Source organism: Pseudoclavibacter sp. Marseille-Q434 (genome assembly GCF_050315415.1).
Taxonomy (GTDB): Bacteria; Actinomycetota; Actinomycetes; order Actinomycetales; family Microbacteriaceae; genus Pseudoclavibacter.
This window is the reverse complement of record NZ_JBNPQH010000002.1, coordinates 863,114-889,153: the sequence shown is the minus strand read 5'-3', so window position 1 is coordinate 889,153 and position 26,040 is coordinate 863,114. Positions and strand designations below refer to the sequence as shown.

Here is a 26,040-nt window from a genome sequence, read left to right as displayed (position 1 = left end):
GGGCTCTTCATCCACAGGCGGATGCGGTGTGAGCCGCACACACGAACGCGGGGCCGCTTCCGAGTGGAAGCGACCCCGCGTGCATTCAGGCGCGAACGCTACTTGGCTGCAGCCTTGAGCTTCGAGCCAGCCGAGATCTTGACGCCCTTGGACGCGGCGATCTGGATGGCTTCACCCGTCTGAGGGTTGCGGCCGGTGCGCGCGGCACGAGCGGTCTGCTCAACGGAGAGCCAGCCCGGGATCGTGACCTTGGTGCCCTTGGCAACGTTCGAGGCGAGCTCGCTGAAGAGTGCGTCGAGGACGCTTCCAACAACAGCCTGGCTCTGGCCGGTCTCAGTCGCGATCGCGGCAACGAGTTCGGTCTTGTTCACAGTCTTGTCTGCCATATGTCCTCCTTAGGACGCGGCCCCGCCCTTGCGAGTGCAGCATGTTGGGTTCAGAAGTCCTGCAGTTCCGCGGGATTCCGCGGCAGGACCTTCGTCAACCTACCAAAGCGAAGGCCCGTGGCATGCAGATTCGCCTGACACGCCGTGTCTTGCCACCGAATTCACCGGTTCACGACCCCTCTGGACCGGATCGATGCCCGGATCGACGCCAAAATCCCCAGAACCGCAGGCAGGGCCGCACGACGTGCGACCCGGATCTGGATCCGGATCAGCGTCGCTTGATCTCCGGGAAGTCATCATCGCGCCACTCATGCTCGAGCCGGTTGCCTTCCGCCTCGATCTCCCGGTTGCGAAGCTCGACACGGCGGATCTTGCCGGATGCGGTCTTCGGCAGCTCGAAGAACTCGAGTCGTCGGACCCTCATGTACGGCGGCATGACCGACCGTGCGTGCCTGAGCACCTCGAGGGCCGTCTGCCGGTTCGCCTCCCACCCCGCTGCGAGGGTCACGTAGGCCTTCGTGATGTTGAGCTTCGTCGCGTCCGGCGCCCCGACGACCCCCGCCTCGGCGACGGCGTCGTGCTCGAGCAGGAGGCTCTCGACCTCGAACGGCGAGACCTTGAAGTCGGAGGACTTGAAGACGTCGTCGGTGCGCCCGACGAAGGTGATGCATCCGTTCTCGTCGCGAGTCGCGACGTCGCCCGTGTGGAAGTAGCCGTCGCGCACCGCATTGTCGGTCGCCGCGGGCGAGCCGAGGTACTCGGTCATGAGGTTCACGGGGCGCTCGCCGCGCATGTCGAGGCAGATCTCGCCCTCGTCGCCAGCCACCCCGGTGAGGGGGTCGAGCAGCACCACGTTCATGCCGGGCAGCGGATGCCCCATCGCGCCGGGCTTGATGACGGACCCGGGCGCGTTCGCGATGAGGGCGGTGGTCTCGGTCTGCCCGTAGCCGTCGCGGATCTCGAGGCCCCACCAGTCGTGGATGCGCGCGATGACCTCGGGGTTGAGGGGTTCGCCGGCGGAGAGCAGTTCCCTCATCGCCCGGGGCTTCTCGGTCCTGCCGTGCTGCACCAGGATGCGCCACACCGTCGGCGGCGCGCAGAACGAGGTCGCACCCGCCCTGTCGAGCTGCTCAAGCAGCAGCCCCGCATCGAACCGCTCGTAGTTGACGACGAACACGGTGGCCTCCGCGTTCCAGGGCGCGAAGAAGCTGCTCCAGGCATGCTTGCCCCAGCCGGCCGCGCTGATGGCGAGATGCACGCCGCCCGGCTCGACGCCGATCCAGTACATCGTCGAGAGATGCCCGACCGGGTACGAGCGGTGCGAGTGAACGACGATCTTCGGGTGGCTCGTGGTGCCGGAGGTGAAGTAGATGAGCGCGGCGTCGTCGCTCGCCGTCTGCTTCACGACCGGCGCATCCGAGGCGTCGTAGATGTTGTTGAAGTCGAGCCACGAGTCGCGAGCTGCGCCGTCGAGACCGGCACCCACCTGCACGATGCGGTAGCTGCCGAGCACGTTGTCGAACTTGGCCGCGTCGGCCTCCTCGGCGATGACGAGCCGCACCCTGGCTCGCTCGACTCGGTCGTCGAGGTCGTGCGGGCCGAGCACAACCGAGGTGGGCAGGATCACGGCGCCGAGCTTCAACGCGCCGAGCATCGCCTCCCACAGCTCCCGACGGTTGCCGAGCATGAGCATGACGACGTCGCCGCGGCCGATGCCCTGGGCTTCGAGCCAGTTCGCGACCCGGTTGGAGCGGCGACGGAGGTCGTCGAAGCTGTACTTCGCCTCGCTGCCGTCGGCTTCCACGATCCACAGCGCTGTGCGGTCGTTGCCCTCGGCGATCTCGTCGAACCAGTCGAGCGCCCAGTTGAAGGTGTCGCCCACGTCTGGCCACTCGAACTCACGGCTCGCTCGCTCCGCATCCGTGCGGAGGGCGAGCAGCTGGTCACGTGCGCTGCGGAAGGCGGAGGCACCTCGAACATCTGACATGCGTGCCATTCTCACGCACGCCACCGACATTGCGCCGCCGATCCGGATGCGCGCGCGCAGATCAGCGCGGCGGCAGGTAGTCGAGGAGCTCGCCCGGCTTGCATTCGAGCACGGCGCAGAGCCTCGCGAGCGTCTCGAAGCGGACCGCCTTGGCGCGGTTGTTCTTGAGAACCGACAGGTTGACGACGCTGATGCCCACCCGCTCCGACAGGTCGACGAGCGTGATGCCCCGCCTCGCCATGATCTCGCCCAGATGGCACACGATGTAGTGGGGCTCCTCGAGGGGCTCCGGCACCATCAGACGAGGCCTTCCTGGTCCTGCTCGAGGCGCGCGCCGCGACGCATGATGAGGTTCACGACGAGCAAGATCACCAGGATGAGGAGGAACGTCCACGTCTGGTCGAGGATGGTCGGCTCAGGCGCGTCGGACCCGCTCCACCCGAGCTTCGCGATCGCCCAGTTCGTGCCGAGCAGCTCGAAGAACCCTGGCGCCGCGAGTGCAGCGACGACCAGCCCAGACGACCAGTCGAGGAGGCGGATGCTCTTGCGTCCGAAGAAGTCGCCCTTCGCGAGGTTCCTGGCGAAGAGCAGGAGCATCCACACTGCGGCGAGGCTCAGGACGGCGCCGATGATCTGTCCGATGAGGAGCAGAACAAGCGCACCTGTCGGGAGGAGATCCCCGGCGACGAGGATCGTCGAGGCACCGTCGAGGGGCACATCAGCCCCGACGGGGGTGGGCAGCGAGACGGATGCCCCTTCGAACGACGCGTTGACGCGCACGCTGCCGTCGACGAAGTACCCGATGACGTTCTCGAGGGGCTTCAGGATGACGAGGCCGGCGGCAGCGATGCCGAGCGGCCAGAGGTAGCCGAGCTCCTTCGCTTCGCGGTCGGTGCCTGCCGGGTTCTGTCGTGCGTTCATGATCTTCCTCCATATCGTTTCTCGATATGCATAACGATAAACGATATGGCTGGATGCGCAACCCCTGGCTCGCATCCCGGAACGCACGAAACCCCCGAGCGGAGACGCTCGGGGGTTTCGGGGAAGCACTACGCCATTGCTGGCGGGCTGGTGGTTACCAGCTCGACTTCGTGATTCCTGGAAGCTCACCGCGGTGAGCCATGTCGCGGAAGCGGACACGCGAGATGCCGAACTTCGAGACGTGGCCGCGGGGGCGTCCGTCGATGCTGTCGCGGTTGCGAACGCGGACCGGCGAAGCGTTGCGGGGAAGCTTCTGCAGGCCGAGGCGTGCTGCCTCGCGCGACTCGTCGGTGCCGTTCGGGTCAACAAGAGCCTTCTTCAGCTCTGCGCGGCGTTCCGCGTAGCGCTCGACGATGACCTTGCGCTGCTCGTTCTTGGCGATCTTGCTCTTCTTGGCCATGTTTAGCGCTCCTCTCGGAATTCGACGTGCTTGCGGATGACCGGGTCGTACTTCTTCAGCACGAGGCGGTCAGGCGTGTTGCGACGGTTCTTCTTCGTCACGTAGGTGTAGCCCGTTCCAGCGGTGGAGCGGAGCTTGATGATCGGACGTACGTCCTGGCTCTTCTTCGCCATTAGAACTTGACTCCCTTCGCACGAAGCTCAGCGACGACGGACTCGATGCCGCGTGCGTCGATGACCTTGATGCCCTTAGCCGAAAGCGTCAGCGTGATCGTGCGCTTCATGGAAGGCACGAAGTACTTCTTCTTCTGGATGTTCGGGTCGAACCGACGGTTGGTCCGTCGGTGCGAGTGCGAGATGTTGTGACCGAATCCGGGAACCGCCCCGGTCACCTGGCACACTGCTGCCATTGTTTCCTCCGTAGATACCGCGGGAACCAGAAGGCCCCGCCCAAGATCTCTTGTCTGCGTCAGTGGCGGTTGCACACCAACACGGTCGCGCCCGAGGGGAACCCAGACGCACCAAGGGTCGAGCTTAGGCGACACGCCCGGCGAAGCGCAAGCTTGGGCCGCAAGAAGGCGCGGGATCGGATGCAAGACTCGAGCATGGCCTCTTCCCCCAGCTTCTCCCCTCCCTGCGGTCCTGTCACGGGATGGACCGAGGAGTGGACCGGCGAGGTGCCGCTGGTGCGAGCCACGGGCATCCGGTACGCCGCGGCACGCAGGTTCGAGGCCCCACGACCAGCAGCCGACCGCACCGAGGTCTTCATGGCGACGAGCTGGTCGCCGGCCTGCCCGCAGGCCCCCATGCCCGTGCTCGAGGAGGTGCTCGGCGGCGGCATCGGCGAGCTCGGCGTGGACGAGGACTGCCAGCGGCTCTCGATCACGCTGCCCGGCGACCTCGCGCCCGGAGAGCAGCTGCCGGTGATGGTGTGGATCCACGGCGGCTCGTACGTCTCGGCCGCCGGAGACGCCGCGGTCATGGACCCCGCTCCTCTGGTCGCGGAGCAGCGCGTGGTCGCTGTGAACGTGACGTTCCGGCTCGGCCTGTTCGGGTTCCTGGGTGGCTCGGATGCGCGCCCCGCCAACCTGGGGCTGCTCGACATCGTCGAGGCGTTCCGCTGGGTGCAACGCAATATCGCGGCGTTCGGCGGCGACCCCGGTCAGGTCACGGCGTATGGGCAGTCCGCTGGCGCGCACGCGATCGCGCAGCTGATGGCACTGCCGGAGGCTCCGAGTCTGTTCCGGCGGGCGATCATCCAGAGCGCACCGCTCAACGTCGAGGGTGGCCGCGAGGAGATGCATGGCAGGATGCTCGAGGCGACCGCCGAACTCACTGCCGAGAGCCCCGTGGCGGCGGTGGTGCGCGCGCAGGCCGCAGCGCTGCGCGCATCCGCCGAGTACGGCCTGCAGGGTGCGATGTCATTCAGTCCGCAGCACGGCTCGGATCCGCTGCCGGACACTGCAGGCGTGCTCGCGGGTCGCGATGCGAACGCCCCCGCGATCGATCTGCTCATCGGGTACACGTCGGAGGAAGCGCTGCTGTTCGTGCCGCGCATCCCCGCGACCAAGCGGCTCAGCGAGCTGCCGGTCGTCGGGAGGCCGTTGACGAGGGCGGTCGTGAGCGCGCTCACCTGGCTCGTCTACCGGCGCGACGCGGCCCGGTTCGCGAGGCGGCACGTGCGGGCCGGAGGGCGCGCATCCACCTACGTCGTCAGCTGGAAGGCGCCGCACAACGTGTGGGGCGCGTGCCACATGATCGACCTGCCGCTGCTCTTCGGCGGCGAGCGGACATGGAGTCGTGCCCCGCTCGTGCGAGGCGCCAGCTGGACTGAGATCAACCGTGTTGGCAGGCGGATGCGTGGCGTCTGGGGCGACTTCGCGCGCGGCACCCTGCCCGCCGAGGCCGACAGCATCCCGGGCGCCGCGAGCTTCCGTCGCCGTGAAGGGTTGTCGAGACCGACGTCATCGCGACCATCTGGGACAGCTCGCGGCAGCGCGGGTGACTAGCCCAAGAAGGCGAGTGCCACCGGCGCGATGATGAGCGCCGGCAGCAGGTCGCCGACCGGGATGGCCCTGAGCGGGACGAGTCGCACCCCGAGAGCGATCAGGATGAGCCCGCCGACGGCCGAGAGCCCGTCGATCTGGGCATCGCTGAAGACATCGCCCGCCAGGAATCCGACGAGTGTGAAGGCGCCCTGGATGATCCCGACCGGGACCGCGGCGAACAGCACCCCCTTGCCGAAGGTCGAGGCGAAGGCCATCGCGGCAAATCCGTCGAGCACCGCCTTGACGTAGAGCTGGTCGGCGCCGAGCCCCAGGCCGTCGGAGATGGGGCCGAGGATGGCAAGCGGGCCGACGCAGAAGAGGAGCGTGGCGGTCACCATGCCGTCGACGAAGCGGCCGTCGCCATCGGATTCGGACTTCAGTCGACCGCGCACCCAGACCGCCAGCCCCTCGAGGCGATCCTCGATGCGCAACCACGACCCGAGCAGAGCGCCGAACACAAGCGACAGCAGGATGATGATCATCGCGAACGGGCCGGCCGCATCCGCGAGCGCTGCAGACCCCATGTCGGCGACGCTCATGCCGCCGAGCACGATGACGAACAGGCCGAGCACCGCGGTCACCGTCGTCTTCGTGCGCTCCTTCAGGCGGTCGCCCAGGAGGATGCCGAGCACGCCGCCGACGAGGATGAGCGCGACGTTCACTAGCGTCCCTGACCCGATGATCACCGTCCGATTATGGTGCAGGCCTCGAACGGCGCGGACGCGAGAAGTCTTGAGCGGCCTGAACCGCAAGAGCCGACTGCACAAGGTCAGGTCGGCGCGCCCCACTACGTGCAGATCAGACTGGCAGATGCATCCCCCGGGAGCCGCCCCTCGCAGCCGTCAGCGTCGCCTGGAACCGGTATGCGCTGGCCCGGTAGTTCGAAGTGCTCAGATGCAACGGCGCTCCATGCTGGTTGTAGCTCAGCTCCTCGCCGACGAGAACCGGATCGCTGGCGTCGATGCCGAGCGCAGAAGAGATGCTCCCCGCGAGCGCGGCCGAGACGATGAAGTCGCTCCGTGACGGTGTCGCACCATGGCTGCTCATCAGCTCGTAGAGAGAGCGATCGACGAAGGACTCGCCATCGAGCCCGGGTGTCAGCCACAGCGCTATGACCGATCGTTCCACGCAGATCGGCTCCCCCTCGAGGAGACGAATCCGCTCGAGCTCCAAGACACGGTCGGAATCGCGCGGCTGCAGGCGCTGACGCTCTTCGTGGCTCGCGAAGCGCGTCAGCTGATGCGTGACCTGGGTCTGCACCGCGAGGCCGCGGCGCCTGGCCATCTCCGTGAAGCTGAGCAGCTGACGCGGGGGCGGACCGTACGGCACGTTCGTGATGAACCAGCCCGACTGCGGGGCGGGTGCGACATCGCCCTGCACTGCGAGCAGATTCAGGGCTTTGCGAAGCGTCGACCGGCTCACCTCGAAGTGCTCGCTGAGCACCCGCTCCGGAGGCAACCGCCCAGAGGGTCCTACCTCCTGCGACCGGATGTACTCCAGGAGACGCCCCGCGACGGTCTGCGTGAGCAGGGACGTGGACGACCCCGCCGGGGGCCCTAGCTGTTCTGCACGCTCGATGTGCTCCATACGAGCACACTACAGACCAAAGCAATCCAATTGGCACGAACTGTGTCAAGCCATTCCGTGACGAGTCCGCTCCTGCCTAAACTCCGAGGCAGTTTGACCGACCAAGAAAGACCAATCATGCATACGGAAAGGACCAATGCATGACGAAACAGCTCGTAGCCCTCGCCGGCCACGGCGACATCGCCGCAGGCATGCGAAGCGCCGCATCGCTCATCCTCGGGGAGCGAGACGACCTCCGCGCGTTCCCGCCATACAGCGGTGACGTGGACGCCGTCCGACGCCACGTCGAGGCCCTCCTCAGCGAGGTGGGCAGCACCGGCACGCTCATCCTCGTCAGCGACCTCGTCGGCGGCAGTGTCAGCAACACGCTCCTCGAGTACCAGCAGGACCCCCGGGTGCACCAGATCACCGGCATGACGCTCTCACTCGTGCTCGAGTTGCTCACGACGCAGTCCATCACCACAAGCGCCTCCATAGACCCGGCGCTGATCGACCGCATCCGCGCCACCGTGAGCGTCCTGCCCCACCCCCACACCGACCAGGAAGACGACTTCTGATGATTCAACTGCTCCGAGTCGACCACCGGCTCATCCACGGCCAAGTGGTCATGTCGTGGGTGCGCACCCTGGACCCGACCGCCATCCTCATCGCCAACGACGACGTCCCCTCCGACGAGTTGCGCAAGAGCACGCTGAAGCTCGCGAAGCCCGCCGACGTGAAGCTCGTCATCAAGACGGTCGCCGACTCGATCGAGGCGATCAACTCAGGCAAGACGGACAGCTACCGCCTGCTGATCCTGACCGACAACGTCGCAGACGCCATCCGCCTCGCCGACGGCTGCCCGACCGTGCAGCACATCAACCTCGGCGGCACGAAGCGACTCGAGGGGACCACTCCCCTCACCAACACCGTCAATCTGACCGAAGACGAGACCGCCAGCCTGATCAGGCTGGCCTCCCGCGGCGTCGAGGTCGAAGCGCGCGCCGTCGCCACAGACCGGAAGGTTCCGCTCAGCGGCAGTGGGAGCGCACCCGCATGATGACCGCGCTCACGCTCTTCATCGCCGCGCTGGCGCTCGGGCTCATCGACCTCTTCCTCGGCCGCAACCTCGCCATCCGCCCCATCGTCACCGGAACCGTCGTGGGGTTCATCCTCGGCGACCCCGTCACCGGGATGGCCATCGGAGCGACCCTCGAACTCGCGTTCATCGGCCTCTTCACCGTCGGCGGCGCTATGCCGCCTGAGATCCTCACCGGCGGCATGCTGGCGACAGCTCTCGCGATCAACGCCGGAGCCGGACCGGAGACGGCGCTCGTGCTCGCCTTTCCGATCGCCGCTCTCGGTCTCATCGTGAAGAACCTCCACTTCGTCTTCGTGGCCCCCGCGCTGCTCCACCGAGCGGACACCTACGTCGAGCGAGGCTCGATCCGCGGCGTCAGCGCCATGCACATCCTCTCCGGGTTCCTCTGGATCTTCTGGCTCGCCTGCGTGGTCGGCGTCTCCTACGCAGTGGGCAGCGACGCCATCGGTGCGCTCGTCGCCGCCATCCCAGAACCAGTGACGGTCGGACTGCAGGTGGCGACGGGCATCCTCCCCGCCCTCGGCTTCGCGCTCCTCGGCCGGATGCTCATCAACAAGAGGGTCATGCCCTTCTTCTTCATCGGCTTCCTGCTCGTCACGTACGGAGGTATCCCGATCGTCGGCCTCGCCGCCGGCGCGGCCATGATCGCATGGGTCCTCGTGGACGCAGAACGCCGCCGCACCAGCGCGCAGCAGCCAGCACTCGCCATGAACGGAGCAGCAGACGATGACTTCTGACACGACAGCACCAGGCACGCACCTCGACGAGGTCAGCCCTGAAGCACCGACGACGCAGACCGGCAGGATCACCACCGCGGTCCTGAACCGCATGTACCTGAGGGCTCTGAGCATCGAGGCGTCATTCAACTACGAGCGCCAGCAGGGCCTCGGGTTCGCCTACTCCATGATCCCCGCCGTCCGGGCGCTCTACGAGAAGGAGTCAGACCAGGCCGCGGCGCTCAAGAAGCACCTTGAGTTCTTCAACACCACCCCATACGTCGCCGGTGCGATCGTCGGCGTCTCCACCGCCGTCGAGGAGCAGCTCAGTCAGGACCCGAGCCTCGCACCATCCACCGCGAACAGCGTCAAGGCCGCCCTCATGGGTCCTCTCGCGGGCATCGGCGACTCGCTCTACTGGGGCACCATCCGGCTCCTCGTCACCGGCATAGGGGTGTCGCTGGCGATGGCGGGGAACATCCTCGGGCCGATCATCTTCCTCCTCGGCTTCAACCTGCCCGTGCAACTGCTGTCCTACCTGTACCTGCGATCCGGATACAAGTTCGGCACCAAGCTGCTGCAGCGCATCTCCGGCAGCGACGCCATGTCGAGCCTCACCTACGGGGCCGGCATCGTGGGTCTCATGGTCATCGGCGGGCTCACGGCCTCCATGGTCTCCGTGTACGTACCGCTGCAGTTCGAGGTCGGCGAGGGAGTCAGCTCCATCCAGACGGACGTGCTCGACGGCATCATGCCGGGCATCCTCGGTCTTGGCGCCTTCTGGCTCGTGTACTGGCTTCTCGGCAAGGGATGGAAGACGACCTGGGTCCTGCTCGCCATCTTCGCCGTCGGGCTCCTCGGCGCGCTGACCGGCGTGCTCGGCACCGCACCGTGACCACCCACTGACTGATCGACCCACGAACTCGAAGGAATCACATCATGACGACGATGCTGGACTGCATCAACGAACAACCCCGCGTCTGCGAGCAGATCCTCGCCGACGAGGCCACCAGCTTCTCGGACTTCGACCGCCTCATCGAAGACCGCCAGGTGAACCGCGTCCTCGTCCTCGCGACGGGCTCATCCCTCAACGCCGTGCACGCCGCCGAGCGCCACCTCGAGGTGGTCGGCGGCATCGTGACCAAGGTCGTCGAACCGTTCACGTACTCGGAGTACGAGAGCCTGGACAACGACTTCGACCTGGTCATCGCGGTCTCCCAGCGCGGGACCAGCTCATCGACGATCGACGCGGTGAAGGCCGCGCGGGACCGGGTCGCGGCTCCCATCCTCATCGTGACCGCCGACACACGGAGTCCACTCGCTGCCCTCGGCGACTGCCGTCTGGACATCGGCTGCGGTGACGAGGCCGTCCGCTACTCGACGAAGGGAGTCACGGCTACCGTCCTGAGCCTGCTGCTCCTGTCGGTTCGACTCGCGGAGCACGGACGGCGTGAGATCCCCGCCGAGCTCGCGCGGCCCGGAATCGCCGCGGCGGTGGCCTCCATGGGTGGCGTCATCCAGCACGCGGAGCGGTACTACGACGCGCACAGGGAGGAGCTCGAGACCGCAACCCGCATCTCGATCCTCGGATTCGGACCGAACGTGGGCACCGCCGTGGAAGCCGAGACGAAGATCATCGAGACAGTTCGCGTCCCCGTCCAGGGGATGGAGCTCGAGGCGTACATGCACGGGCCGCTGTTCGAGCTGCGCCCCGAGTACACCCTCTTCCTCACCGAGGTGCCCGGCACCGCCTCAGCTGAGCGGCTGCGACAGTTCGCGGACTTCGCATCAGGTCACTGCGACCATGTCCACATCGTGACATCGGGGACCAGCACGGGCAGGGAGCGGGAACTGGCTCTCGACGAGCAGACCGCGGAAGAGCTCTCGCCGCTTCTGCTGATCCTCCCCTACCAGGTGCTCGCGTACCGGATGTCGGCGTCCCGAGGCATCGACCTCGTCGAGCCAGCGTTCCCCGACTTCCGCTCGGCCATGCGGACCAAGGTCGCGGGTTAACCCTCCTTGCACGAGGGGTGGCCAGATGTCTTGGTCACCCCTCGTTGCGCCGCTACCCTTCGATCTCCTCCACGGAGAACACGTAGTAGGTGTGGCCGGGGGCCGTCACCTCGACGACTCTGCCGCCCGGGATGTCGCGGGGCTCGCCCGTCGTGACGTTCGCATGCTCCGCTCGCCACGCATCCACGTCGTCGACGAAGTACATGGGGCCGGCGGGCCCCCAGCCGGGCTCGTCGTCGAGCATCAGCTCGATCTCGAGCTCCGGCATCTGCATAGACACGGTGTGCTCGCCTTCGCGCCACGCCTCTTCCCAACCCAGGTCGAGGTAGTGCTGGACGGCCGCCCCCAGGTCTTCGACGGGCTGGAACTGGAACGTCAGGATCACGGTGGTCTCCCCAGTCGGCGTGCGGGCGCGGTGCTCCGAATGTAACCGCCGACGCACCTCCGACGCCACGTGCCGACTCCGAATCGTGATGCACGAGACGAGCGTCGAGATCGTTCCGTGACCGGATGCGGGCCGTCCCATCCATAGGGTCGGTGCATGCTCTCCCGTCGCCTCGCCCCTGCGTCGATGCTCTGCGGCGCGCTCCTGCTGCTGGTCGGATGCGCCCCACCCGAATCGGCGGTCGTCGCGCAGCCCGCTGCCAGCGTGGCACCCGCCGCGAGCGCGGGCGGGTCGGTGGCCGACGAACTTCCCTCGCAGGACGCGCTCGATGGCATCCCCATCGAGGAGATGACGCATCAGCCCGTGCCGGTGCAGATGACGCAGTGCCTCGCGCAGCAGGCAAAGTGGATCGATCTGCCCGCGGGGAAGACGTCGTCAGACCTGTACACCCGCATCGCCGCGCACGAGCAGGAGCTGCTGTTCCTGCTCCCCGACGAGGTCGGCGGGTTCGACAACGTCGACGTCGCGGCCGGTCCCGGCCCGAGGGGCGCGGTCAGCGTGTCCGTGGTCGGCTCAGCTGCGGCAGACCCAGCTGCGATCTGGCAGGCGCTGCGAGACGCGTCACCGGAAGTCGACGCCGCGGCGGCCGGCATCGAAGCGGAAGGAGCGTCGTTCGCTCCGAAACTGGTGGACTTCTCGTACGCCACGCTCTGCAAGGCCGCTCTGGCGGTGACGTCCCTCTGGAAGGGCAACGACGACGGCCTGGTGTCCGTGCGCATGGATGTGGAGCTGAATAGCCTCATCCTGGGCATCGATGCTGCGGCTCTCTCCGACTCCTACCGGCAGGAGCTCCTCGCGACGGCGCCTGCCGGAATCTTCGAGTTCGAGGACGTTCAGTAGTCGCCCGTCAAGCTTCGAGGTCGCGCTCAGGCCGCTCTGCGGCGAGGTAGACGCGGCATTCCTGAGCCGTCGCGGGGCCGAAGACGGACACCCAGCCCGCAGGGATGTCGGCGAAATCAGGCCAGAGCGAATGCTGTCGGTGCTGGTTCATGACCACGAGCATCTCGGTGCCAGTGTCGTCCCAGGCATTCATCTGCCGTGACTCTCGGCGCGGTCGTGTCGGCGTGCGCTGGCAGGGTGCATCTCGATCCTCGCTTCAGCGTGCAGGCGCATTCCTGAGCGGATTGCGATGCTGCGTTCTGCGGGGTCCAGGCAGATGCCGTCAGACTACGAGCGTCAGGAGTGAACAAGATGTGAAACGGGAAACGCCCGAGAGACTGGGCGTGCTTCGAGGTTCTCATTGGACTTCCCGCCAGCGCGCTTAGCCTGACCCGCATGACTGCGACCACGCATGCAGGTGTCACGTTCGGAAACCGCTTCGCTCGGGAGCTGCCCGAGCTGTCAGCGCCGTGGGAAGCCGAGCCCGCACCCGCCCCGCACCTCGTGCTGCTGAACGAGGCGCTCGCCGTCGAGCTCGGCTTCGACGCCGAGTTCCTGCGGTCGAGCGACGGCGTCTCCGTCCTGCTGGGCGCATCCGTCCCTGAAGGCGCGACCCCCGTCGCGCAGGCCTACGCGGGGCATCAGTTCGGGCAGTACTCGCCGCACCTGGGCGACGGTCGCGCCCTCTTGCTGGGAGAGGTGACCGATACGCGCGGACGACTGCGGGACATCCACCTCAAAGGTTCGGGCCGCACCGCATTCGCCCGCGGTGGTGACGGGCGCGCGGTCCTCGGCCCCATGCTGCGGGAGTTCATCGTCAGCGAGGCCATGCACGCCCTCGGCATTCCCACCACACGATCGTTGAGCGTGACCCTGACGGGTCGCCAGGTGCAGCGCGACGACGTGCTCCCGGGCGCGGTCCTCACCAGAGTCGCGAGCAGCCACCTGCGCGTCGGCTCGTTCCAGTTCGCCCGAGCCACCGGCGACCTCGAACTGCTGCGGCGTCTCGCGGACCACGCCATCGCCCGCCACTTCCCGTCTGCCGCGGAGGCGGCGAATCCGTACCTCGCCTTCTTCGAGCGGGTCGTGTCCGCCCAGGCGAAGCTCATTGCGCAATGGATGCTCGTCGGCTTCGTGCACGGGGTCATGAACACCGACAACATGACGATCTCGGGCGAAACCATCGACTACGGACCGTGCGCGTTCCTTGATGCGTTCGACCCGGACGCCGTCTTCAGCTCCATCGACATCCAGGGCCGCTACTCGTTCCGCAACCAGCCACATGCCGCGGGGTGGAACCTCGCGCGGTTCGCGGAGACGCTCCTCCCACTCTTCGCGGACGACGAAGACGCGGCCGTCGCCCTGGCCGAGCAGGCGGTCTCCGGGTTCGGGCCGGTCTACCAGGAAACGTGGGTCTCTGGCATGCGAAGCAAGCTCGGGCTTCCCGGTGACGTCGCCCCCGACACGTTCGAGCGCCTGCTCGGTGAGCTTCTGACCCTCATGCAGCGCAGCGGCGCCGACTACACCTCCACCTTCCGGGCGCTGGGTGCCTACGCTCGCGGCAACCCCACCCCAGCGCTCGACATCTTCGGGGAGGCGGGTCCCGCGTTCCGCACCTGGGCGCAGGCCTGGCTCGCGCTCTCCCCGAACGCGAGCGCAATGGATGCCGCCAACCCCGTCTACATCCCGCGCAACCACCTCGTCGAGGACGCACTCGAGGCGGCTCTTGACGACGAGCTCGAGCCGACGAGGCGTCTGCTCGCAGCCGTGACCGCCCCGTTCGACGAACGGCCCGGCCTCGACCGCTACGCGACCGGAGCACCGCAGGACTTCGGCGACTACGTCACCTTCTGCGGAACCTGAGCGGCGCGGCCGCCAGCAGTGGATCTCGCTCTCCAACATGGAGTTCTGCTTCTCGCCGAGTTCAACCGAACGGCCGATCCGAATGTCGGTGCGTGTTCCTAGACTCAGCGCATGACCGCTCCTCTCCCGAAGGCCCCGCACCTTGTGGACGAGCTGGCCCTCGACGGAGCGCAGCACGGCGGCAGGCTGACCGAGCGCGACCTCCGGTCGGCGGGGCTGCCGGTCGACAACCCTCGCTGGCGTCCGTGGATGCGGGCCGTCGCGATCTCGCTCGGGGCGCTGCTCGCCGGAGCCCTGCTCTTCATCCTGACGCTGGCCGTGCAGGTGGAGGACCCCGCCACAGACACGGAGTCCGGTGGGTTCATCGCGTTCCTCATCGTGAACCTGGTCGGCGGTCTCGTGGCGTGCATCGCGGTCGGCCCGGTCCGGGGGTCTCGCGCAGGGAACCTGTGGATCGTCGTCATCGGCATGACCAGCTCCCTGGCCGTCGGGGCATGGCTGATCGCCGTGATGCGGCTCGGCGCGCGCCGTTCACTGCCGTTGGATGCACTGGTCGTGGCTCTCGTCGTCGGCGGCGGGGTCCTGTGGGACTGGTTCCAGTCCAGTGTCACCGGCCGCGCCCCCATTGAGGCGCCCCTCTTCTACATCATCCTCATCGCGCTGTCGACGATCATCGCGCTGCTCTTCGGGCGATCCCGCGGCACTCGCGCCGCACTCATCACGTCGTTGCGCGCGCAGGCCGCGTTGGCCGAGCGCGAGCGAGCCGCGCTCGCACAGAGCCGGGTCTCCGACCTCGAGCGCGCACGGGCCGAGGAGCGGGCTGCCATCGCGCGCGACATGCACGATTCGATCTCGCACGACCTGGCCGTCGTCGCCACGCAAGCGGGAGCGCTCGCGTACCGCAGCGACCTGTCACCGGAGATCGTGCGGGAGACGGCCGCCACGGTGAGGGAGTCGGCGGCCCGGGCCAACACCCGTCTCCGCGAAGTGCTCACGGGCATGCGCGAGTCTGACGGGGCCGGTCGAGGCGATGCGCCCCTCCCCGACCTGCGAGCACTCGAGTCGCTCCTCTCCGAAGGGGCGCCCCACCAGAATCCCCCGTCGGTGACCTGGCTCGACATCGGACCGGGTGACCTCTCGCGGCTCTCCGCAGAGCGCATCCGCGCCCTGCACCGCACCCTCTCGGAGCTCCTCGTCAACGCTGGAAAGCACGCTCCCGAAGCGGAGGTGCACGTCGTGCTCGAGGGCGGTGGTACTCACCTCAGCGTCACCGTCTCGAACTCCTTCCAGCCACCGGCAGCGCCGGCCCTCGGCACCGGCTACGGCCTCCTGGGCGCCCGGGAGCGCATCCACCTGGTCGGAGGCACCTTCGAGGCAGGTGCTGCCGAGAGCGGCGACTTCGTGGTGGAGGTGACGCTCCCTTGGTAACTCCCGGGCAGGACAGCATCAGCGTGCTCATCATCGACGACGAGGTGGGGATTCGAATGGGCCTCAGGCTCCTCATCGACGGCGCGGAACGCATTCGCGTCGTCGGAGAAGGCGTCAACGGCGACGAGGCGCTCACCCTCGCCGCCCACCACGACCCCGACGTCATCCTCATGGACGTTCGCATGCCCGGCCTCACCGGCATTGATGCAGTGCAGCAGCTCACCGACACCGGGTCCCGCGCGAAGGTCGTGATGCTCACCGCGTTCGACACGGAGGAGTTCCTGCTGGACGCGCTCCGGGCCGGCGCCGTCTCCTTCCTCCTCAAGGACGCCCCGCCGGAGGACATCGTCGGGGCGGTGCTCGACGCGGCACAGGGCAGATCCGTCTTCTCGCCGAGCGCCCTCGACCGGCTCGTTCGCGCCGCCGCCACCGGAAGCAACGGCGAAGCTCGCCCCCTCGAGGGCAGCGGCAAGCGACAGCGCGAGCCGGGCGCCACTCGCGATGACGGGGCGCTGGCCGGGGTCACGAGTCGCGAGCGGGAGATCGCGCGATACGTCGCGCAGGGCATGACCAACGCCGAGATCGCGTCGGCCCTGTTCGTCAGTCAGGCGACGGTGAAGACCCACCTGGCGAGCCTCTTCTCGAAGCTGCACGTCACCAACCGCGTGCAGCTCGCGTTGCTCGCCCTCGAATGGGATGCGACTGAACACGCCTGAGGCGCCGAAGCCCGGCGTGTACTCTGGGCGGCACAACCGAGATCGAGGGGAGCGCCGCAGTGACGAATGCTCCCTCCGCCGACGGCCCGCCCCCCGCACCCGCATTGAGCGCTGCCCTCACCGCCTTTGCGGAAGCGAGGCAGGCGTCGCAGCATGAAGCGAGGCGTTCGCTCGGCATCGGCGAGATGGATGCGCGAGCCCTCGCGTTCTTGGCCCAGAACCCCGGCTCCAGGCCCAGCGCCCTCCGCGCATACCTGGGTCTCACCTCCGCCGGTGTCTCGACCCTCTGCGACCGGCTCATCGAACGCGGCACCATCCATCGCGATACCGACCCCAGCGATCGGCGCGCGAGCCTCCTCACGGTCACTGTCGACCTCTCGTCGAGTCCGTGGAACCGCCTCAACGAATTCGACCGGAGCCTCGAAGCGGCACTCTCCGCCGAGGCGGACCCTGCAACGCTGCAGAGACTCGCCGAGCTGTTGACGCACGCGGTGAGCGTCACGACACAGGAGCTCGAAGGGCCCGGGTCCACTCAGGCAGGTTAGGGGCGGGCGTCGCCGTTCGCCGGTTGCGCCTCCGCGGGCGAGTGGAGCTCGGCGAGCAGCACGATCGACTTCGCCTGCAGGAAGGTGCACAGCGCTGAGATGACGGCCAGCTCCTGCGCGAGGGAATGCACGCTCGCCGCTGAGAGGTTCAGCGTATGCTCGCGGGGCTCCATCGTCACCGACCACTTCGGGCTCTCGCGGGTACCAGGTTGCAGGTAGAGCTCGGTGGGAACGTCCGTCAGCTGCACCCGCACGAGCCCCGTGTCATGGCCTTCGTCGCCGTCCTGCAGGATGACCTTGACGACCCCCGGCTCGGCATAGCCGAGGCTCTCAAACTCCCGAGCCCATGACTCGAGTACTTCTTTGCTTCGATACGGCATTCTGGCCTCCGACCGGGGGTGACGGCTTACGACGTCCAGCATCCCTCATCCGGGGCACTTTCTCGAACACTCTTGCCTGCCAGCTGCTGGTTTGCCCGACCGCGCCAAGCATCGCCTAGGTTTGTCGGGTGTCAGACGCAGAAACCGCCCAGCCGGAGCAGCACCCCTCGCATCGTCCGATCTTCTCGTTCTCGCGGCGCAGCGGCCGCCTCACCGAGGGGCAGCTGAACTCGTGGAACACGCTCGGCCCGAAGTACCTCGTCGACGTCGAACGCGCCGAGCTCGACTTCTCCGTGAGCCCCTCGTTCCGGGTCGACCCGGCCGAGCTGTTCGGCAGGGACGCGCCGCTCGTCGTCGAGGTCGGATCCGGGACGGGTGAGGCCGTGGTCGCGGCGGCCGCCGAGCATCCGGAATGGAACTTCCTCGCCGTCGAGGTCTTCGTCGCCGGCCTCGCCCGCACGCTGCGCCGCATCGAGGACGCCGGCCTGTCGAACGTGCGCCTCGTCGAGGCGAACGCCGTCGAGGTGCTCGAGCACATGCTCCCCGCCGGCAGCATCGAGGAACTGTGGATCTTCTTCCCCGACCCCTGGCACAAGGCGAAGCACACGAAGCGGCGGCTCGTGCGCGAGGGCTTCGGTGCTGTCGCCGCGAACGCCCTGCGCCCCGGAGGCCGCATGCGGCTCGCCACAGACTGGGAGGACTACGCGTTCCAGATGCGCGAGGTGCTGGATGCGGCACCCGAGTTCACGAGCGAGCATCCGGGCGAATGGGCCCCTCGGTTCGACGGTCGAACGCTCACCGTCTTCGAGCGGAAGGCAGCGACGGCCGGGAGGCGCATCCACGACCTCAGCTACGTGACGTCGGAGTAGCCTCTGCGGCCGCCTCCTCCTCGCGCTTCCCGGAGCCGAGACGGAGCGTCGCGGCGAGGCCGAGCGCGAGGAACGCGGCGGCCGTGAACGCCGATGCCCGAGTGCCGTCGGAGAGCGCCGCCTTCGCGTCGTCCGCGAAATCGGCCGTCGCAGGGTTCTCGCCGAGCCCGGCGATGGCGCCGCCTGCGGAGTCGACCACCGCCGAGACCACCTGGTCTCGCTGGTCGGCGGGCACTTGGGCGTCGTCGAGCGAGGCACCGAGGGATGCGCCGGTGGTCGTGAAGAGGATCGTTCCGAGGATGGCGACGCCAAGCGCCGACCCCACCTGCCTGGACGTCGACTGGGTCCCGGATCCCTGACCCGAGAGCTCGACCGGAACATCCTGCAGCACAACTCCCGTGAGCTGCGCGGTGGCCAGGCCGACCCCGAAACCGTAGACGAACAAGGCGGGGATGAGCCACCCCCACTGCGCATCCGGGGCGATGATGAATCCCGCCCACGCGATGCCGACGATCTCCGCGAGGATGCCGACGCGCACGATCGTGACCGCGTTGACCTTCCCGCTGCTCGCACCCGCGAATCCGCTCGCGACGAACGAACCCGCGGCGAGCGCCAGCAGCACGAACCCGGTCTGCAGGGCGTCGAAGCCGAGCACGAACTGCAGCCACAGCGGCAGCGACAGGATGATGCCGAACTCGCCGAGCGCAACCACCATCGCCGCGATATTGCCGTTGCGGAACGAGGAGATGCGGAAGAGCGAGAACTCGAGCAGCGACGACTCGCCCCGGCGGGACCGCCGAACGCCGCGGACGATGAACGTGACGAGGGCGAGCGTTGCGACGCCGAACGCGACGGGCACGGGCGAGATGGGGAGGGGCCAGTCGAACGAGCCGATCGTGAAGGTCTCGTTGACGGCCCACCAGCCGTAGGTGCGGCCTTCGATGAGGCCGAACACAAGAGCCCCGAACGTGACGACCGAGAGCGCGGCGCCGACGAGGTCGAGGCGCTGCCGCTGGGGCTCCTTGGACTCGCTGACGAAGAGGAGCACGCCGATGACGATGATGATGCCGAGCGGCACGTTGATGCCGAACGCCCAACGCCACGAGAACTCGGTTGTGAGCCACCCGCCGAGCAGCGGACCGACGGCCGCCATGCCGCCGATCGTCGAGCCCCAGACGGCGAACGCGATGCCGCGCTCTCGCCCCCGGAAGGTCGCGTTGATGAGCGAGAGCGTCGTCGGGAGGATCATCGCCCCGCCGACCCCCTGCACGAGGCGGGCGAGGATGAGCAGCCCACCCGTCGGAGCGAGTGCGGCCGCCACGGAGGCGACGGCGAAGATGACGACGCCGATGAGCATCAGTCGGCGGCGGCCAACGCGGTCGGCGAGGCTCCCGAAGAGAAGCAGCAGCGATGCGAAGACGAGCGTGTAGGCCTCCTGCACCCACTGCACCTCGGTCGACGTGATGCCGAGCTCGGTGACGATCGACGGGACGGCGACGTTCACGATCGTCGAGTCGACGATGATGAGCGCCACCGCGACGCTGATGAAGACCAGTCCAACCCACCGTCGACGCGCTGACTCAGCCATGATGCTCCAACTTTCGTGCAAGGGGGATGGTGACGACCAGGTGAGGGTACGCCTCCTTGCTTGCGATTTCGCTCAATCGTTTAATTACTTTTGGTGAGACGAGCCTCAGCTCTGGTCTCGCCGTTCCATTCCCGCCCTGACGGTTCGTGACGTCTCCCAGCACACCATTTGTTGTGTGTCATGAACCGTCACACCCGTGACACTCCCCCAGGTCAGGCGTAGCCTCGCTCAGTTCGCGGAATATCCCGCGAAATGAGAAATCGCATCGGGAGATCTTCCATGTCGGCCAACACCCCCACAACAGCCGGAGCATCCGAAGCTGAGGTGACGCCGCGCCCCAAGAGCCGCGCGCGCAAGCTCCTCACGTCGTTCGGATTCCAGATCCTTGCCGCCCTCGTCCTTGGCGTCGTGCTCGGACTGGTCGCCCGCAACCTGGGCGACGACGCGGAAGGCAACCCCAACGGGCTCGCCGCGACGCTCGCCACCATCGGCAGCTCGTACGTCACCATCCTGACCGCCGCCGTCGTTCCCCTCATCCTCACCGCCGTCATCTCGAGCATCGCGCAGCTGCGCCTCGTGACGAACGCGGCCAGGCTCGCGGGCCAGACGCTCCTGTGGTTCGGCATCACCGCGCTCATCGCGGTGACGATCGGCATCGTGCTCGGCGTGACCATCCAGCCGGGCAGCCGCGTCGACCAGTCGCAGCTCGAGACCGGCGAACCCTCCTCGGTGGGCACCTGGTGGAACTTCCTCACCGGGCTCGTCCCGCAGAACTTCCTCGGCATGGGCGTGCGCTCGCGCGTGGACGCAGACACCGGCGACGTGAACTCGACGATCGCGTTCAACGTGCTGCAGGTCATCGTCATCGCCGTCGTCATCGGCATCGCGGCGCTGCGCCTCGGCAAGCGCGCCGAGCCGTTCCTCGAGTTCACAGCGTCCGCCCTCGCGGTCATCCAGAAGGTGCTGTGGTGGATCATCCGCATCGCCCCACTGGGCACGCTCGGCCTCATCGCGAGCGCCGTCGTCAACTACGGCTGGGAGAAGCTCACGAGCCTCGCCTGGTTCGCGATCGCCATCTACATCGGCCTCGCGCTCGTCCTGTTCGTCGTCTACCCGATCCTCGTGAAGGCGCACGGCCTGTCCATCGGCCGCTTCTTCTCCGGCGTCTGGCCGGCAGTGCAGCTCGCGTTCGTGAGCCGCTCCTCCATCGGCACGCTCCCCCTCACGCAACGCGTGACCGAGCGCAACCTCGGCGTGCCCCGCGAGTACGCATCCTTCGCCGTGCCGTTCGGCGCGACCACCAAGATGGATGGATGCGCCGCGATCTACCCGGCCATCTCGGCGATCTTCGTCGCCCAGTTCTTCGGCATCGAACTGTCGATCATGCAGTACATCCTCATCGTCATCGTGTCCGTCGTCGGCTCCGCCGCGACGGCCGGAACGACGGGTGCCACGGTCATGCTCACGCTGACCCTGTCGACGCTCGGCCTCCCACTCGAGGGTGTCGGCCTGCTGCTCGCCATCGACCCGATCCTCGACATGGGCCGCACCGCGACCAACGTCGCCGGCCAGGCGCTCGTGCCGATGATCGTCGCGAAGCGCGAGGGGATCCTCAACGAGAAGCTCTACAACGCGCCCCGCGGCGACGTCGCCTTCTCCGACGAGACCGACGAGGAAGTGGAGGAGACCATCCAGCGCTCCACCGGTTCGCAGAGCGACCGCGAGCAGGACGCCTTCGAAGGCGCGACCCTGCAGGATGCGGAACGCCGCAGCTAGCTTCGGCTCAAGCAGGCGAAACGGGCGCTTGCCCTCGGAACCCCACGCGGGGCATCCGGGAGCAGGCGCCCGTCTCGCATCCCCGTCACGATCAGGGCGCCGGGAGCGCACTTGTGGTCGCTTCCGGCGAGTTTTGACGACCACAACACCGCCCTCGGCCGACAGAGAAGGGCGGCGGGGCGGGGTGCGGCGGGGTCTCGGGATCCGCGGGGCCGGGCGTGCGAACCTTGCGGCATGCGCGCATCCACCTGGACTCCCCTCGCGATCTTCTACCTCGTGCTCGCCATCGTCGGCGGGGCCGTGACCTGGACCTTCAACGTCATGGCGGGCATGGAGGGCAGCGCCTTCATCGGCGACTACTTCGGCAGCGGGCCTGCCGTCACGTCAATCGTCATCGATGTGCTGGTCGCCGCGACGGTAGGCGCGGTCTTCATCATCGTCGAGGGACGCCGCCAGGGGATGCGCCGGCTCTGGGTCTACATCCTGTGCTTCGGCGTCGCGTTCGCGTTCGCCCTGCCGCTGTTCCTCGCGATGCGCGAGCGCCACATCGCGGCGGGGCGCGGCCACCCGGGGGCTCCCGCCGAGCGTTGAGCTAACCCGCCACGCATTGCTCGGCCAGCCAGGCATGAGCCAGCTGAGGGGCATCGCCCGTGAGTACGGAAACGTCAGGCTGGATGGGTTCCGGCATGACCGCGCCTGTCCGGTCCGTGTAGCGCGAGGTCGTGAGCAGGATCTCCGATCCGTCGGAGAGCATGAAGCCGTCGACGCCTGTCGCGAGCCCGTTGCTCTTCTCCCCGAACGTGCGGACGTTGCCCTGGCCTGAGAAGCCTGCGAGCACCAGCTCGGCGGCGGAGGCCGTGTAGAAATCCTGTAGGACCGCGATCGGCTTGCCCACGAAGGCATCCGCGTCGATGCCAGCATCGGAGTCGAAGCGCAGCTCGTAACCGGCGGTCGAGGTCGCGCTCTCCGTGGTTACCGTGATCGTGTTGTGCTCGCCGTTGCGGTCCACGAATCCCGCGACGTCGCGCGTGTCGAAGAGTGGCGAGACGGCCCCGAGCATCGGGAACGCACTCCCGCCCCAGTTGCCGCGCAGGTCGACGACGAAGCCGCACGTCTGTGTATCCGCGAGCGCTACCAACCCCTCGACCCCGGCTCGGGCATACTCCTCGGCGAGTGGGCCGTCGTGTCCGATCGCCGACACCGTGATCGTGACGGTGCGGCCCTGCGTCGCTTCGACCGTGGGCGGGGCGCTCGGTGCCTCCGTGTACGCCGCCTCCCGCTCATCGGCGCGAAGGAACCCCGCGTGCCGGCCGCCGGCATCGCTGGTCGCCGCCGCGATCAGGTCGTACGCCTCCTCGAGGGTTGTGGCCGACGCGCCCGCGGCGAGGAGTGCATCCCGTTCAGCCGACCAATCTCCGCCCGAGTACAGGCCGTTCTCTTCCAGGACCTGAGCAGCCTCTTGGACGAGCGCCGCGGGGCTGACGGTCGGCGTGGGGACGGGCGCTGGCTGAACGGCGGTGCCACATCCCGTCAATCCGACAACGAGCGTGGCCACCGCCCCCGCGACGAGCGCACGCGCGGATCCCCCGCGTCTCGGGATGAACGCGCCGCTGCCCATGCGCTCACCTTACGGTCTCAGCTCCCGGAGAAACGGGGCATGTCCAGCAGAACGGAGCCTGTTCCCCGTTGACCAGTTCCTCTCCTGCCGCATTCACGAGCTCGCCTTCGACGGGACGACCTTCGGGTAGGCGAGGTGGCGCAGGAGCCGCTCGAAAGGGCCGCGCTGTCCGCGACGTTCCATCGCCGTCGCGATGAGCACCGTCGTCAGCCAAACACAGACCGCGTAGAGGGCACCCTGCCACTCGGTGAGGACACCACCGAGGCCGAGCCCCCAGACTGAGAGCACCGGCACGAAGAGCACGGATTGCAGTACGTAGCTCGTCATCGACCGTTTCCCGGTCGCAACGAGAGCACGACCGACGACGCCGACGCCCCGGCGCTGCCAGGCGACGCCGATGAGCCCGAACGCGGCGGCATACCCGATACCTCCGGCCAAGCCCGTCGCGATGGACAGCATCTGGAAGGTCCAGGAAGGCAGGTCGGCGAGTGCGCCGACGAAGTGCGCGAACGCCACCGCTCCTCCCGCCCAGCCGATCCCCACACCGACGAGCGCGGTCGTCGTCAGCAGGCGCCGATGCTCATCCGCTCGCTCAAGCACCGAGTGCCGGGCGGCCAGCAACGCGAGCAGCACCGCGACCGGCACCGCCAACGTCAGGAGCCCCTGTCCGAGAAGAACGGTCGCCCAGGTGGCGAGCCGAATGGGGACGGAGTGCAGGAACGTGTCGGATTCGGCAGCGGTCGGGACACTCACGCTTCCTCCCGCATCACCGGCAAGACCAAGAGCGGCGCCCCCGATCCACGACGACACGGCCCCGAAGACCAAGAGCCCGGTGAGCACTCCGGCCCAGACGGCCAGTGTCCGGTCGCTCCGATCCAGGAACAGCCAGCAGGCGAGAAGCCCGACGAGACCGTATGCGCCGATGATGTCCCCACCCCACAGCAGCAGGGCGTGCACGGCGCCGAAGGCCAGCATCCACCAATGCCTGCGCCTCAGTAGGCGACGCGCTTCCTCGCGGGAGGCTCCCGCTGAGACCTGTCGCCGGTAGAGCTGCCAGATGCCGTAGCCGAAGAGGAACGCGAACAGCGGGTAGCTGCGCCCGTCGATCGCGATGATGGCGACGGCCTGCCAAGCCCGATCGAGGACGCCCCCGTCGGGGTCGTGCATGGATAGCCCGTCGGTCTCGTAGCTGGAGAGGTGCCAGGGCATGTTGGCGAGCGCGATGAGCAGGAGCATGAGGCCGCGAGCTATGTCGGGGGCGAGGACCCGGGCAGGCGCGGAGTGGGTAGTCGTCATGCAACCACCGTACATAACACTTGTTATGTTGGTACTGTCATGCAGGAGATACACACCTGGGAGGTGATGCGACGTGCCGCACGCCGACGCCCGCGAAGCGCTCATCCGAGCCGCCATAGACACGCTCGGGACCCCCAGGCCGCCGGCCATGCCGCTCCGCGAGGTAGCCGCCGCCGCCGGCGTCACCACAGGCGCCGTGCAGCACCACTTCGGCAACCGCCGAGGGCTCCTGCTCGCTGCCATCGACCGTCAGACCGAAGCGCTTGTGCAGCGGCTCTCCGACGTCGCCGACCGCCACCCGGAAGGTGGCCTCCCGCGCCTGAGAGCGGCGGCGTTCGAGCTGCTGCCACTCGACGAGCAGCGGGTTCGCGAGGCTCGCCTGCTCGCCGCCTTCGAGCAGCTCGCCGTCGACGACGAACCCCTCGCCGCGGAATTCCGGAAGCGATACAACCTGCTGCTCGAGATGCTGCAGCGCGACCTCCCCGGTGGGGCCCAAGACGCGGCACTCCTGCTCTCCGTTCTCACCGGCACAGCCGGAGACATGCTCTTGCGCATCGCCGACGAGCGCGACGCGACGGCGCTCGTCGACCGCTTCCTCGCAGCACTCGGGGCTAACTAGGCGAGGCACCGCCGGAGAACAGCGTCGCTCTTTCGGAGAACGTGTACGCCTCCGCGAGCTGATCTGTGAGACCGCCACCGACTCGCGGTGGAATGTCGGCGGCCGTGGGTAGCGTCAGCGCCATGCACATCATCCTCATCCCCGGCTTCTGGCTCACCGGCGACTCGTGGGCCCCGGTCACGCGATCGCTCGAAGACGCGGGTCACACCGCGCACCCCCTCACCCTGCCGGGCAAGGCCCCGGGTGAAGACGCGGCGGGCGTTGGCCTGCGCACCCACATCGACGCGGTGGCCTCGCTCATCGACGCCCTCGACGGCGACGTGGTGCTCGTCGGCCACAGCGGCGGCGGCGCGGTCGCCTACGGGGCGGTGGATGCACGCCCCGACCGCGTCTCGCGGGTCGTCTACGTCGACTCCGGGCCGCTCGCAGACGGAGGTGTGATCAACGACGGCTTCGAGTCTTCCGGCGGTGCGGTGCCGCTGCCAGACCGGGGCGTCTTCGGAGAACCCGACCTCGTCGACATAACGGAGGAGGCCTGGCAGCGACTCGCAGACATCGCCGTGCCAGAGCCCGTTGGCGTGGCCACGGAGAGGCAGCAGCTCAGCGACGAGCGCCGCTACGACGTGCCGGCGGTCGTCATCACGAGCACCATGCCCGAGCCGATGCTTCGACAGTTCATGGGCGACGGCCACCCCTACGTCGCCGAGCTCACCCGTGCGCGATCCGTGCGCATCGTCGAGCTCCCGGCCGGGCACTGGCCGCAGCTCACGAAGCCGGACGAACTCGCGGCCGCCGTCGTCGACGCCGTGACCGGCTGAGA

The 26,040-nt window shown here is 67.9% G+C and carries 31 protein-coding genes; 16 read left to right on the top strand and 15 right to left on the bottom strand.

Annotated features, from left to right (window positions below):
• Positions 1-98 precede the first annotated feature (98 nt).
• The 7 genes from ACQFZP_RS11135 to rpmB form a co-directional block, all read right to left on the bottom strand.
• Positions 99-386, bottom strand: a complete 288-nt coding sequence (locus tag ACQFZP_RS11135) for an HU family DNA-binding protein (RefSeq protein ID WP_068483913.1) — start codon at positions 384-386, stop codon at positions 99-101.
• 268 nt (positions 387-654) lie between these two features.
• Positions 655-2,373, bottom strand: coding sequence for an AMP-binding protein (locus ACQFZP_RS11130; RefSeq protein WP_211891336.1), 1,719 nt, complete (start codon positions 2,371-2,373; stop codon positions 655-657).
• Between the two features lie 61 nt (positions 2,374-2,434).
• On the bottom strand, positions 2,435-2,671 hold the full coding sequence (locus ACQFZP_RS11125; RefSeq protein ID WP_104254297.1) for a helix-turn-helix domain-containing protein: 237 nt from the start codon (positions 2,669-2,671) through the stop codon (positions 2,435-2,437).
• Positions 2,671-3,294 (bottom strand): DUF2975 domain-containing protein, encoded by a 624-nt coding sequence (locus ACQFZP_RS11120; RefSeq protein WP_104313286.1) that lies wholly within the window; start codon positions 3,292-3,294, stop codon positions 2,671-2,673. The genes ACQFZP_RS11125 and ACQFZP_RS11120 overlap by 1 nt, the downstream gene beginning before the upstream one ends.
• 154 nt (positions 3,295-3,448) lie before the next feature.
• Positions 3,449-3,754: a 30S ribosomal protein S14 gene (gene rpsN, locus ACQFZP_RS11115; RefSeq protein WP_104313288.1), complete on the bottom strand. Its 306-nt coding sequence runs from the start codon at positions 3,752-3,754 to the stop codon at positions 3,449-3,451.
• Between the two features lie 2 nt (positions 3,755-3,756).
• On the bottom strand, positions 3,757-3,927 hold the full coding sequence (gene rpmG / locus ACQFZP_RS11110; RefSeq protein ID WP_068483925.1) for a 50S ribosomal protein L33: 171 nt from the start codon (positions 3,925-3,927) through the stop codon (positions 3,757-3,759).
• Positions 3,927-4,163: a 50S ribosomal protein L28 gene (gene rpmB / locus ACQFZP_RS11105; RefSeq protein WP_068483927.1), complete on the bottom strand. Its 237-nt coding sequence runs from the start codon at positions 4,161-4,163 to the stop codon at positions 3,927-3,929. Before rpmB ends, rpmG begins: the two co-directional genes overlap by 1 nt.
• Before the next feature lie 195 nt (positions 4,164-4,358).
• Here rpmB and ACQFZP_RS11100 point away from each other — a divergent pair, with 195 nt between their 5' ends.
• Positions 4,359-5,762 (top strand): carboxylesterase family protein, encoded by a 1,404-nt coding sequence (locus ACQFZP_RS11100; RefSeq protein ID WP_211891335.1) that lies wholly within the window; start codon positions 4,359-4,361, stop codon positions 5,760-5,762.
• Here the strand turns inward: ACQFZP_RS11100 and ACQFZP_RS11095 are convergent.
• Both ACQFZP_RS11095 and ACQFZP_RS11090 read right to left on the bottom strand, forming a co-directional pair.
• Complete coding sequence (locus ACQFZP_RS11095; RefSeq protein WP_211891334.1) at positions 5,759-6,487, bottom strand: DUF554 domain-containing protein; 729 nt, start codon at positions 6,485-6,487, stop codon at positions 5,759-5,761. The two genes, ACQFZP_RS11100 and ACQFZP_RS11095, sit on opposite strands and share 4 nt — an antisense overlap.
• Positions 6,488-6,599: 112 nt before the next feature.
• Positions 6,600-7,388, bottom strand: a complete 789-nt coding sequence (locus ACQFZP_RS11090) for a GntR family transcriptional regulator (protein WP_179555573.1) — start codon at positions 7,386-7,388, stop codon at positions 6,600-6,602.
• A 140-nt stretch (positions 7,389-7,528) separates the two neighbouring features.
• Here ACQFZP_RS11090 and ACQFZP_RS11085 point away from each other — a divergent pair, with 140 nt between their 5' ends.
• Genes ACQFZP_RS11085 through ACQFZP_RS11065 form a run of 5 tightly spaced genes read left to right on the top strand, consistent with a single transcriptional unit; the run spans position 7,529 to position 11,198 of the window.
• On the top strand, positions 7,529-7,945 hold the full coding sequence (locus ACQFZP_RS11085) for a PTS sugar transporter subunit IIA (protein WP_104313293.1): 417 nt from the start codon (positions 7,529-7,531) through the stop codon (positions 7,943-7,945).
• Complete coding sequence (locus tag ACQFZP_RS11080) at positions 7,945-8,427, top strand: PTS sugar transporter subunit IIB (RefSeq protein ID WP_104313295.1); 483 nt, start codon at positions 7,945-7,947, stop codon at positions 8,425-8,427. The genes ACQFZP_RS11085 and ACQFZP_RS11080 overlap by 1 nt, the downstream gene beginning before the upstream one ends.
• Positions 8,424-9,206: a PTS mannose/fructose/sorbose/N-acetylgalactosamine transporter subunit IIC gene (locus ACQFZP_RS11075; RefSeq protein WP_104313297.1), complete on the top strand. Its 783-nt coding sequence runs from the start codon at positions 8,424-8,426 to the stop codon at positions 9,204-9,206. Before ACQFZP_RS11080 ends, ACQFZP_RS11075 begins: the two co-directional genes overlap by 4 nt.
• Positions 9,196-10,080 carry a PTS system mannose/fructose/sorbose family transporter subunit IID gene (locus ACQFZP_RS11070; RefSeq protein WP_179555571.1) on the top strand — a complete coding sequence of 295 codons (885 nt, stop codon included), beginning with the start codon at positions 9,196-9,198 and terminating at the stop codon, positions 10,078-10,080. Before ACQFZP_RS11075 ends, ACQFZP_RS11070 begins: the two co-directional genes overlap by 11 nt.
• Before the next feature lie 44 nt (positions 10,081-10,124).
• Positions 10,125-11,198 (top strand): SIS domain-containing protein, encoded by a 1,074-nt coding sequence (locus ACQFZP_RS11065; RefSeq protein WP_211891333.1) that lies wholly within the window; start codon positions 10,125-10,127, stop codon positions 11,196-11,198.
• A gap of 52 nt (positions 11,199-11,250) precedes the next feature.
• Here the strand turns inward: ACQFZP_RS11065 and ACQFZP_RS11060 are convergent, their stop codons facing one another.
• Positions 11,251-11,583 carry a hypothetical protein gene (locus tag ACQFZP_RS11060; protein WP_104313302.1) on the bottom strand — a complete coding sequence of 111 codons (333 nt, stop codon included), beginning with the start codon at positions 11,581-11,583 and terminating at the stop codon, positions 11,251-11,253.
• Between the two features lie 156 nt (positions 11,584-11,739).
• On the opposite strand from ACQFZP_RS11060, the gene ACQFZP_RS11055 reads away from it, so the two are divergent.
• A complete protein-coding gene (locus ACQFZP_RS11055; protein ID WP_211891332.1) occupies positions 11,740-12,483 on the top strand; it encodes a hypothetical protein in 744 nt (247 codons plus the stop codon).
• 7 nt (positions 12,484-12,490) lie between these two features.
• Here the strand turns inward: ACQFZP_RS11055 and ACQFZP_RS11050 are convergent, their stop codons facing one another.
• Positions 12,491-12,676, bottom strand: a complete 186-nt coding sequence (locus tag ACQFZP_RS11050; protein ID WP_179555568.1) for an MbtH family NRPS accessory protein — start codon at positions 12,674-12,676, stop codon at positions 12,491-12,493.
• A 242-nt stretch (positions 12,677-12,918) separates the two neighbouring features.
• Here ACQFZP_RS11050 and ACQFZP_RS11045 point away from each other — a divergent pair, with 242 nt between their 5' ends.
• From ACQFZP_RS11045 to ACQFZP_RS11030, 4 genes are all read left to right on the top strand, one after another.
• Entirely contained in the window at positions 12,919-14,385 is a 1,467-nt protein-coding gene (locus tag ACQFZP_RS11045) for a protein adenylyltransferase SelO (protein ID WP_211891331.1), read from the top strand.
• Between the two features lie 111 nt (positions 14,386-14,496).
• Entirely contained in the window at positions 14,497-15,813 is a 1,317-nt protein-coding gene (locus ACQFZP_RS11040) for a sensor histidine kinase (RefSeq protein WP_211891330.1), read from the top strand.
• A complete protein-coding gene (locus tag ACQFZP_RS11035; protein ID WP_249312294.1) occupies positions 15,807-16,529 on the top strand; it encodes a response regulator in 723 nt (240 codons plus the stop codon). Before ACQFZP_RS11040 ends, ACQFZP_RS11035 begins: the two co-directional genes overlap by 7 nt.
• A gap of 59 nt (positions 16,530-16,588) precedes the next feature.
• Positions 16,589-17,074, top strand: a complete 486-nt coding sequence (locus ACQFZP_RS11030) for a MarR family winged helix-turn-helix transcriptional regulator (protein WP_307852818.1) — start codon at positions 16,589-16,591, stop codon at positions 17,072-17,074.
• Here ACQFZP_RS11030 and ACQFZP_RS11025 read toward each other — a convergent pair.
• Positions 17,071-17,454 (bottom strand): hypothetical protein, encoded by a 384-nt coding sequence (locus ACQFZP_RS11025; RefSeq protein WP_211891329.1) that lies wholly within the window; start codon positions 17,452-17,454, stop codon positions 17,071-17,073. The two genes, ACQFZP_RS11030 and ACQFZP_RS11025, sit on opposite strands and share 4 nt — an antisense overlap.
• 128 nt (positions 17,455-17,582) lie before the next feature.
• Between ACQFZP_RS11025 and trmB the strand changes: the two genes are divergently transcribed.
• Positions 17,583-18,323: a tRNA (guanosine(46)-N7)-methyltransferase TrmB gene (gene trmB / locus ACQFZP_RS11020; protein WP_211891328.1), complete on the top strand. Its 741-nt coding sequence runs from the start codon at positions 17,583-17,585 to the stop codon at positions 18,321-18,323.
• On the opposite strand, the gene ACQFZP_RS11015 is transcribed toward trmB, so the two are convergent.
• On the bottom strand, positions 18,301-19,911 hold the full coding sequence (locus ACQFZP_RS11015) for a DHA2 family efflux MFS transporter permease subunit (protein WP_211891327.1): 1,611 nt from the start codon (positions 19,909-19,911) through the stop codon (positions 18,301-18,303). The genes trmB and ACQFZP_RS11015 overlap by 23 nt on opposite strands.
• Before the next feature lie 279 nt (positions 19,912-20,190).
• Between ACQFZP_RS11015 and ACQFZP_RS11010 the strand changes: the two genes are divergently transcribed.
• Both ACQFZP_RS11010 and ACQFZP_RS11005 read left to right on the top strand, forming a co-directional pair.
• Positions 20,191-21,687, top strand: a complete 1,497-nt coding sequence (locus tag ACQFZP_RS11010; protein WP_211891326.1) for a dicarboxylate/amino acid:cation symporter — start codon at positions 20,191-20,193, stop codon at positions 21,685-21,687.
• A gap of 234 nt (positions 21,688-21,921) precedes the next feature.
• Positions 21,922-22,278, top strand: coding sequence for a DUF2834 domain-containing protein (locus tag ACQFZP_RS11005; RefSeq protein WP_211891325.1), 357 nt, complete (start codon positions 21,922-21,924; stop codon positions 22,276-22,278).
• A 1-nt stretch (position 22,279) separates the two neighbouring features.
• On the opposite strand, the gene ACQFZP_RS11000 is transcribed toward ACQFZP_RS11005, so the two are convergent.
• Positions 22,280-23,305 carry a S41 family peptidase gene (locus ACQFZP_RS11000; protein WP_211891324.1) on the bottom strand — a complete coding sequence of 342 codons (1,026 nt, stop codon included), beginning with the start codon at positions 23,303-23,305 and terminating at the stop codon, positions 22,280-22,282.
• A 93-nt stretch (positions 23,306-23,398) separates the two neighbouring features.
• Complete coding sequence (locus ACQFZP_RS10995) at positions 23,399-24,601, bottom strand: DUF418 domain-containing protein (protein ID WP_104313338.1); 1,203 nt, start codon at positions 24,599-24,601, stop codon at positions 23,399-23,401.
• Between the two features lie 73 nt (positions 24,602-24,674).
• On the opposite strand from ACQFZP_RS10995, the gene ACQFZP_RS10990 reads away from it, so the two are divergent.
• Together ACQFZP_RS10990 and ACQFZP_RS10985 are read left to right on the top strand one after the other, a co-directional pair.
• On the top strand, positions 24,675-25,220 hold the full coding sequence (locus ACQFZP_RS10990) for a TetR/AcrR family transcriptional regulator (protein ID WP_104313340.1): 546 nt from the start codon (positions 24,675-24,677) through the stop codon (positions 25,218-25,220).
• 122 nt (positions 25,221-25,342) lie between these two features.
• Positions 25,343-26,038, top strand: a complete 696-nt coding sequence (locus ACQFZP_RS10985; RefSeq protein ID WP_211891322.1) for an alpha/beta fold hydrolase — start codon at positions 25,343-25,345, stop codon at positions 26,036-26,038.
• The last annotated feature ends 2 nt before the right edge of the window (positions 26,039-26,040 follow it).

What these genes read in the sequence shown, in the direction of transcription:
- ACQFZP_RS11135 (WP_068483913.1), bottom strand. Translation starts at nt 386, where the DNA reads ATGGCAGACAAGACTGTGAACAAGACCGAACTCGTTGCCGCGATCGCG.
- ACQFZP_RS11130 (WP_211891336.1), bottom strand. Translation starts at nt 2,373, where the DNA reads ATGTCAGATGTTCGAGGTGCCTCCGCCTTCCGCAGCGCACGTGACCAG.
- ACQFZP_RS11125 (WP_104254297.1), bottom strand. Translation starts at nt 2,671, where the DNA reads ATGGTGCCGGAGCCCCTCGAGGAGCCCCACTACATCGTGTGCCATCTG.
- ACQFZP_RS11120 (WP_104313286.1), bottom strand. Translation starts at nt 3,294, where the DNA reads ATGAACGCACGACAGAACCCGGCAGGCACCGACCGCGAAGCGAAGGAG.
- rpsN (WP_104313288.1), bottom strand. Translation starts at nt 3,754, where the DNA reads ATGGCCAAGAAGAGCAAGATCGCCAAGAACGAGCAGCGCAAGGTCATC.
- rpmG (WP_068483925.1), bottom strand. Translation starts at nt 3,927, where the DNA reads ATGGCGAAGAAGAGCCAGGACGTACGTCCGATCATCAAGCTCCGCTCC.
- rpmB (WP_068483927.1), bottom strand. Translation starts at nt 4,163, where the DNA reads ATGGCAGCAGTGTGCCAGGTGACCGGGGCGGTTCCCGGATTCGGTCAC.
- ACQFZP_RS11100 (WP_211891335.1), top strand. Translation starts at nt 4,359, where the DNA reads ATGGCCTCTTCCCCCAGCTTCTCCCCTCCCTGCGGTCCTGTCACGGGA.
- ACQFZP_RS11090 (WP_179555573.1), bottom strand. Translation starts at nt 7,388, where the DNA reads ATGGAGCACATCGAGCGTGCAGAACAGCTAGGGCCCCCGGCGGGGTCG.
- ACQFZP_RS11085 (WP_104313293.1), top strand. Translation starts at nt 7,529, where the DNA reads ATGACGAAACAGCTCGTAGCCCTCGCCGGCCACGGCGACATCGCCGCA.
- ACQFZP_RS11080 (WP_104313295.1), top strand. Translation starts at nt 7,945, where the DNA reads ATGATTCAACTGCTCCGAGTCGACCACCGGCTCATCCACGGCCAAGTG.
- ACQFZP_RS11075 (WP_104313297.1), top strand. Translation starts at nt 8,424, where the DNA reads ATGATGACCGCGCTCACGCTCTTCATCGCCGCGCTGGCGCTCGGGCTC.
- ACQFZP_RS11070 (WP_179555571.1), top strand. Translation starts at nt 9,196, where the DNA reads ATGACTTCTGACACGACAGCACCAGGCACGCACCTCGACGAGGTCAGC.
- ACQFZP_RS11065 (WP_211891333.1), top strand. Translation starts at nt 10,125, where the DNA reads ATGACGACGATGCTGGACTGCATCAACGAACAACCCCGCGTCTGCGAG.
- ACQFZP_RS11055 (WP_211891332.1), top strand. Translation starts at nt 11,740, where the DNA reads ATGCTCTCCCGTCGCCTCGCCCCTGCGTCGATGCTCTGCGGCGCGCTC.
- ACQFZP_RS11050 (WP_179555568.1), bottom strand. Translation starts at nt 12,676, where the DNA reads ATGAATGCCTGGGACGACACTGGCACCGAGATGCTCGTGGTCATGAAC.
- ACQFZP_RS11045 (WP_211891331.1), top strand. Translation starts at nt 12,919, where the DNA reads ATGACTGCGACCACGCATGCAGGTGTCACGTTCGGAAACCGCTTCGCT.
- ACQFZP_RS11040 (WP_211891330.1), top strand. Translation starts at nt 14,497, where the DNA reads ATGACCGCTCCTCTCCCGAAGGCCCCGCACCTTGTGGACGAGCTGGCC.
- ACQFZP_RS11025 (WP_211891329.1), bottom strand. Translation starts at nt 17,454, where the DNA reads ATGCCGTATCGAAGCAAAGAAGTACTCGAGTCATGGGCTCGGGAGTTT.
- ACQFZP_RS11015 (WP_211891327.1), bottom strand. Translation starts at nt 19,911, where the DNA reads ATGGCTGAGTCAGCGCGTCGACGGTGGGTTGGACTGGTCTTCATCAGC.
- ACQFZP_RS11010 (WP_211891326.1), top strand. Translation starts at nt 20,191, where the DNA reads ATGTCGGCCAACACCCCCACAACAGCCGGAGCATCCGAAGCTGAGGTG.
- ACQFZP_RS11005 (WP_211891325.1), top strand. Translation starts at nt 21,922, where the DNA reads ATGCGCGCATCCACCTGGACTCCCCTCGCGATCTTCTACCTCGTGCTC.
- ACQFZP_RS11000 (WP_211891324.1), bottom strand. Translation starts at nt 23,305, where the DNA reads ATGGGCAGCGGCGCGTTCATCCCGAGACGCGGGGGATCCGCGCGTGCG.
- ACQFZP_RS10995 (WP_104313338.1), bottom strand. Translation starts at nt 24,601, where the DNA reads ATGACGACTACCCACTCCGCGCCTGCCCGGGTCCTCGCCCCCGACATA.
- ACQFZP_RS10985 (WP_211891322.1), top strand. Translation starts at nt 25,343, where the DNA reads ATGCACATCATCCTCATCCCCGGCTTCTGGCTCACCGGCGACTCGTGG.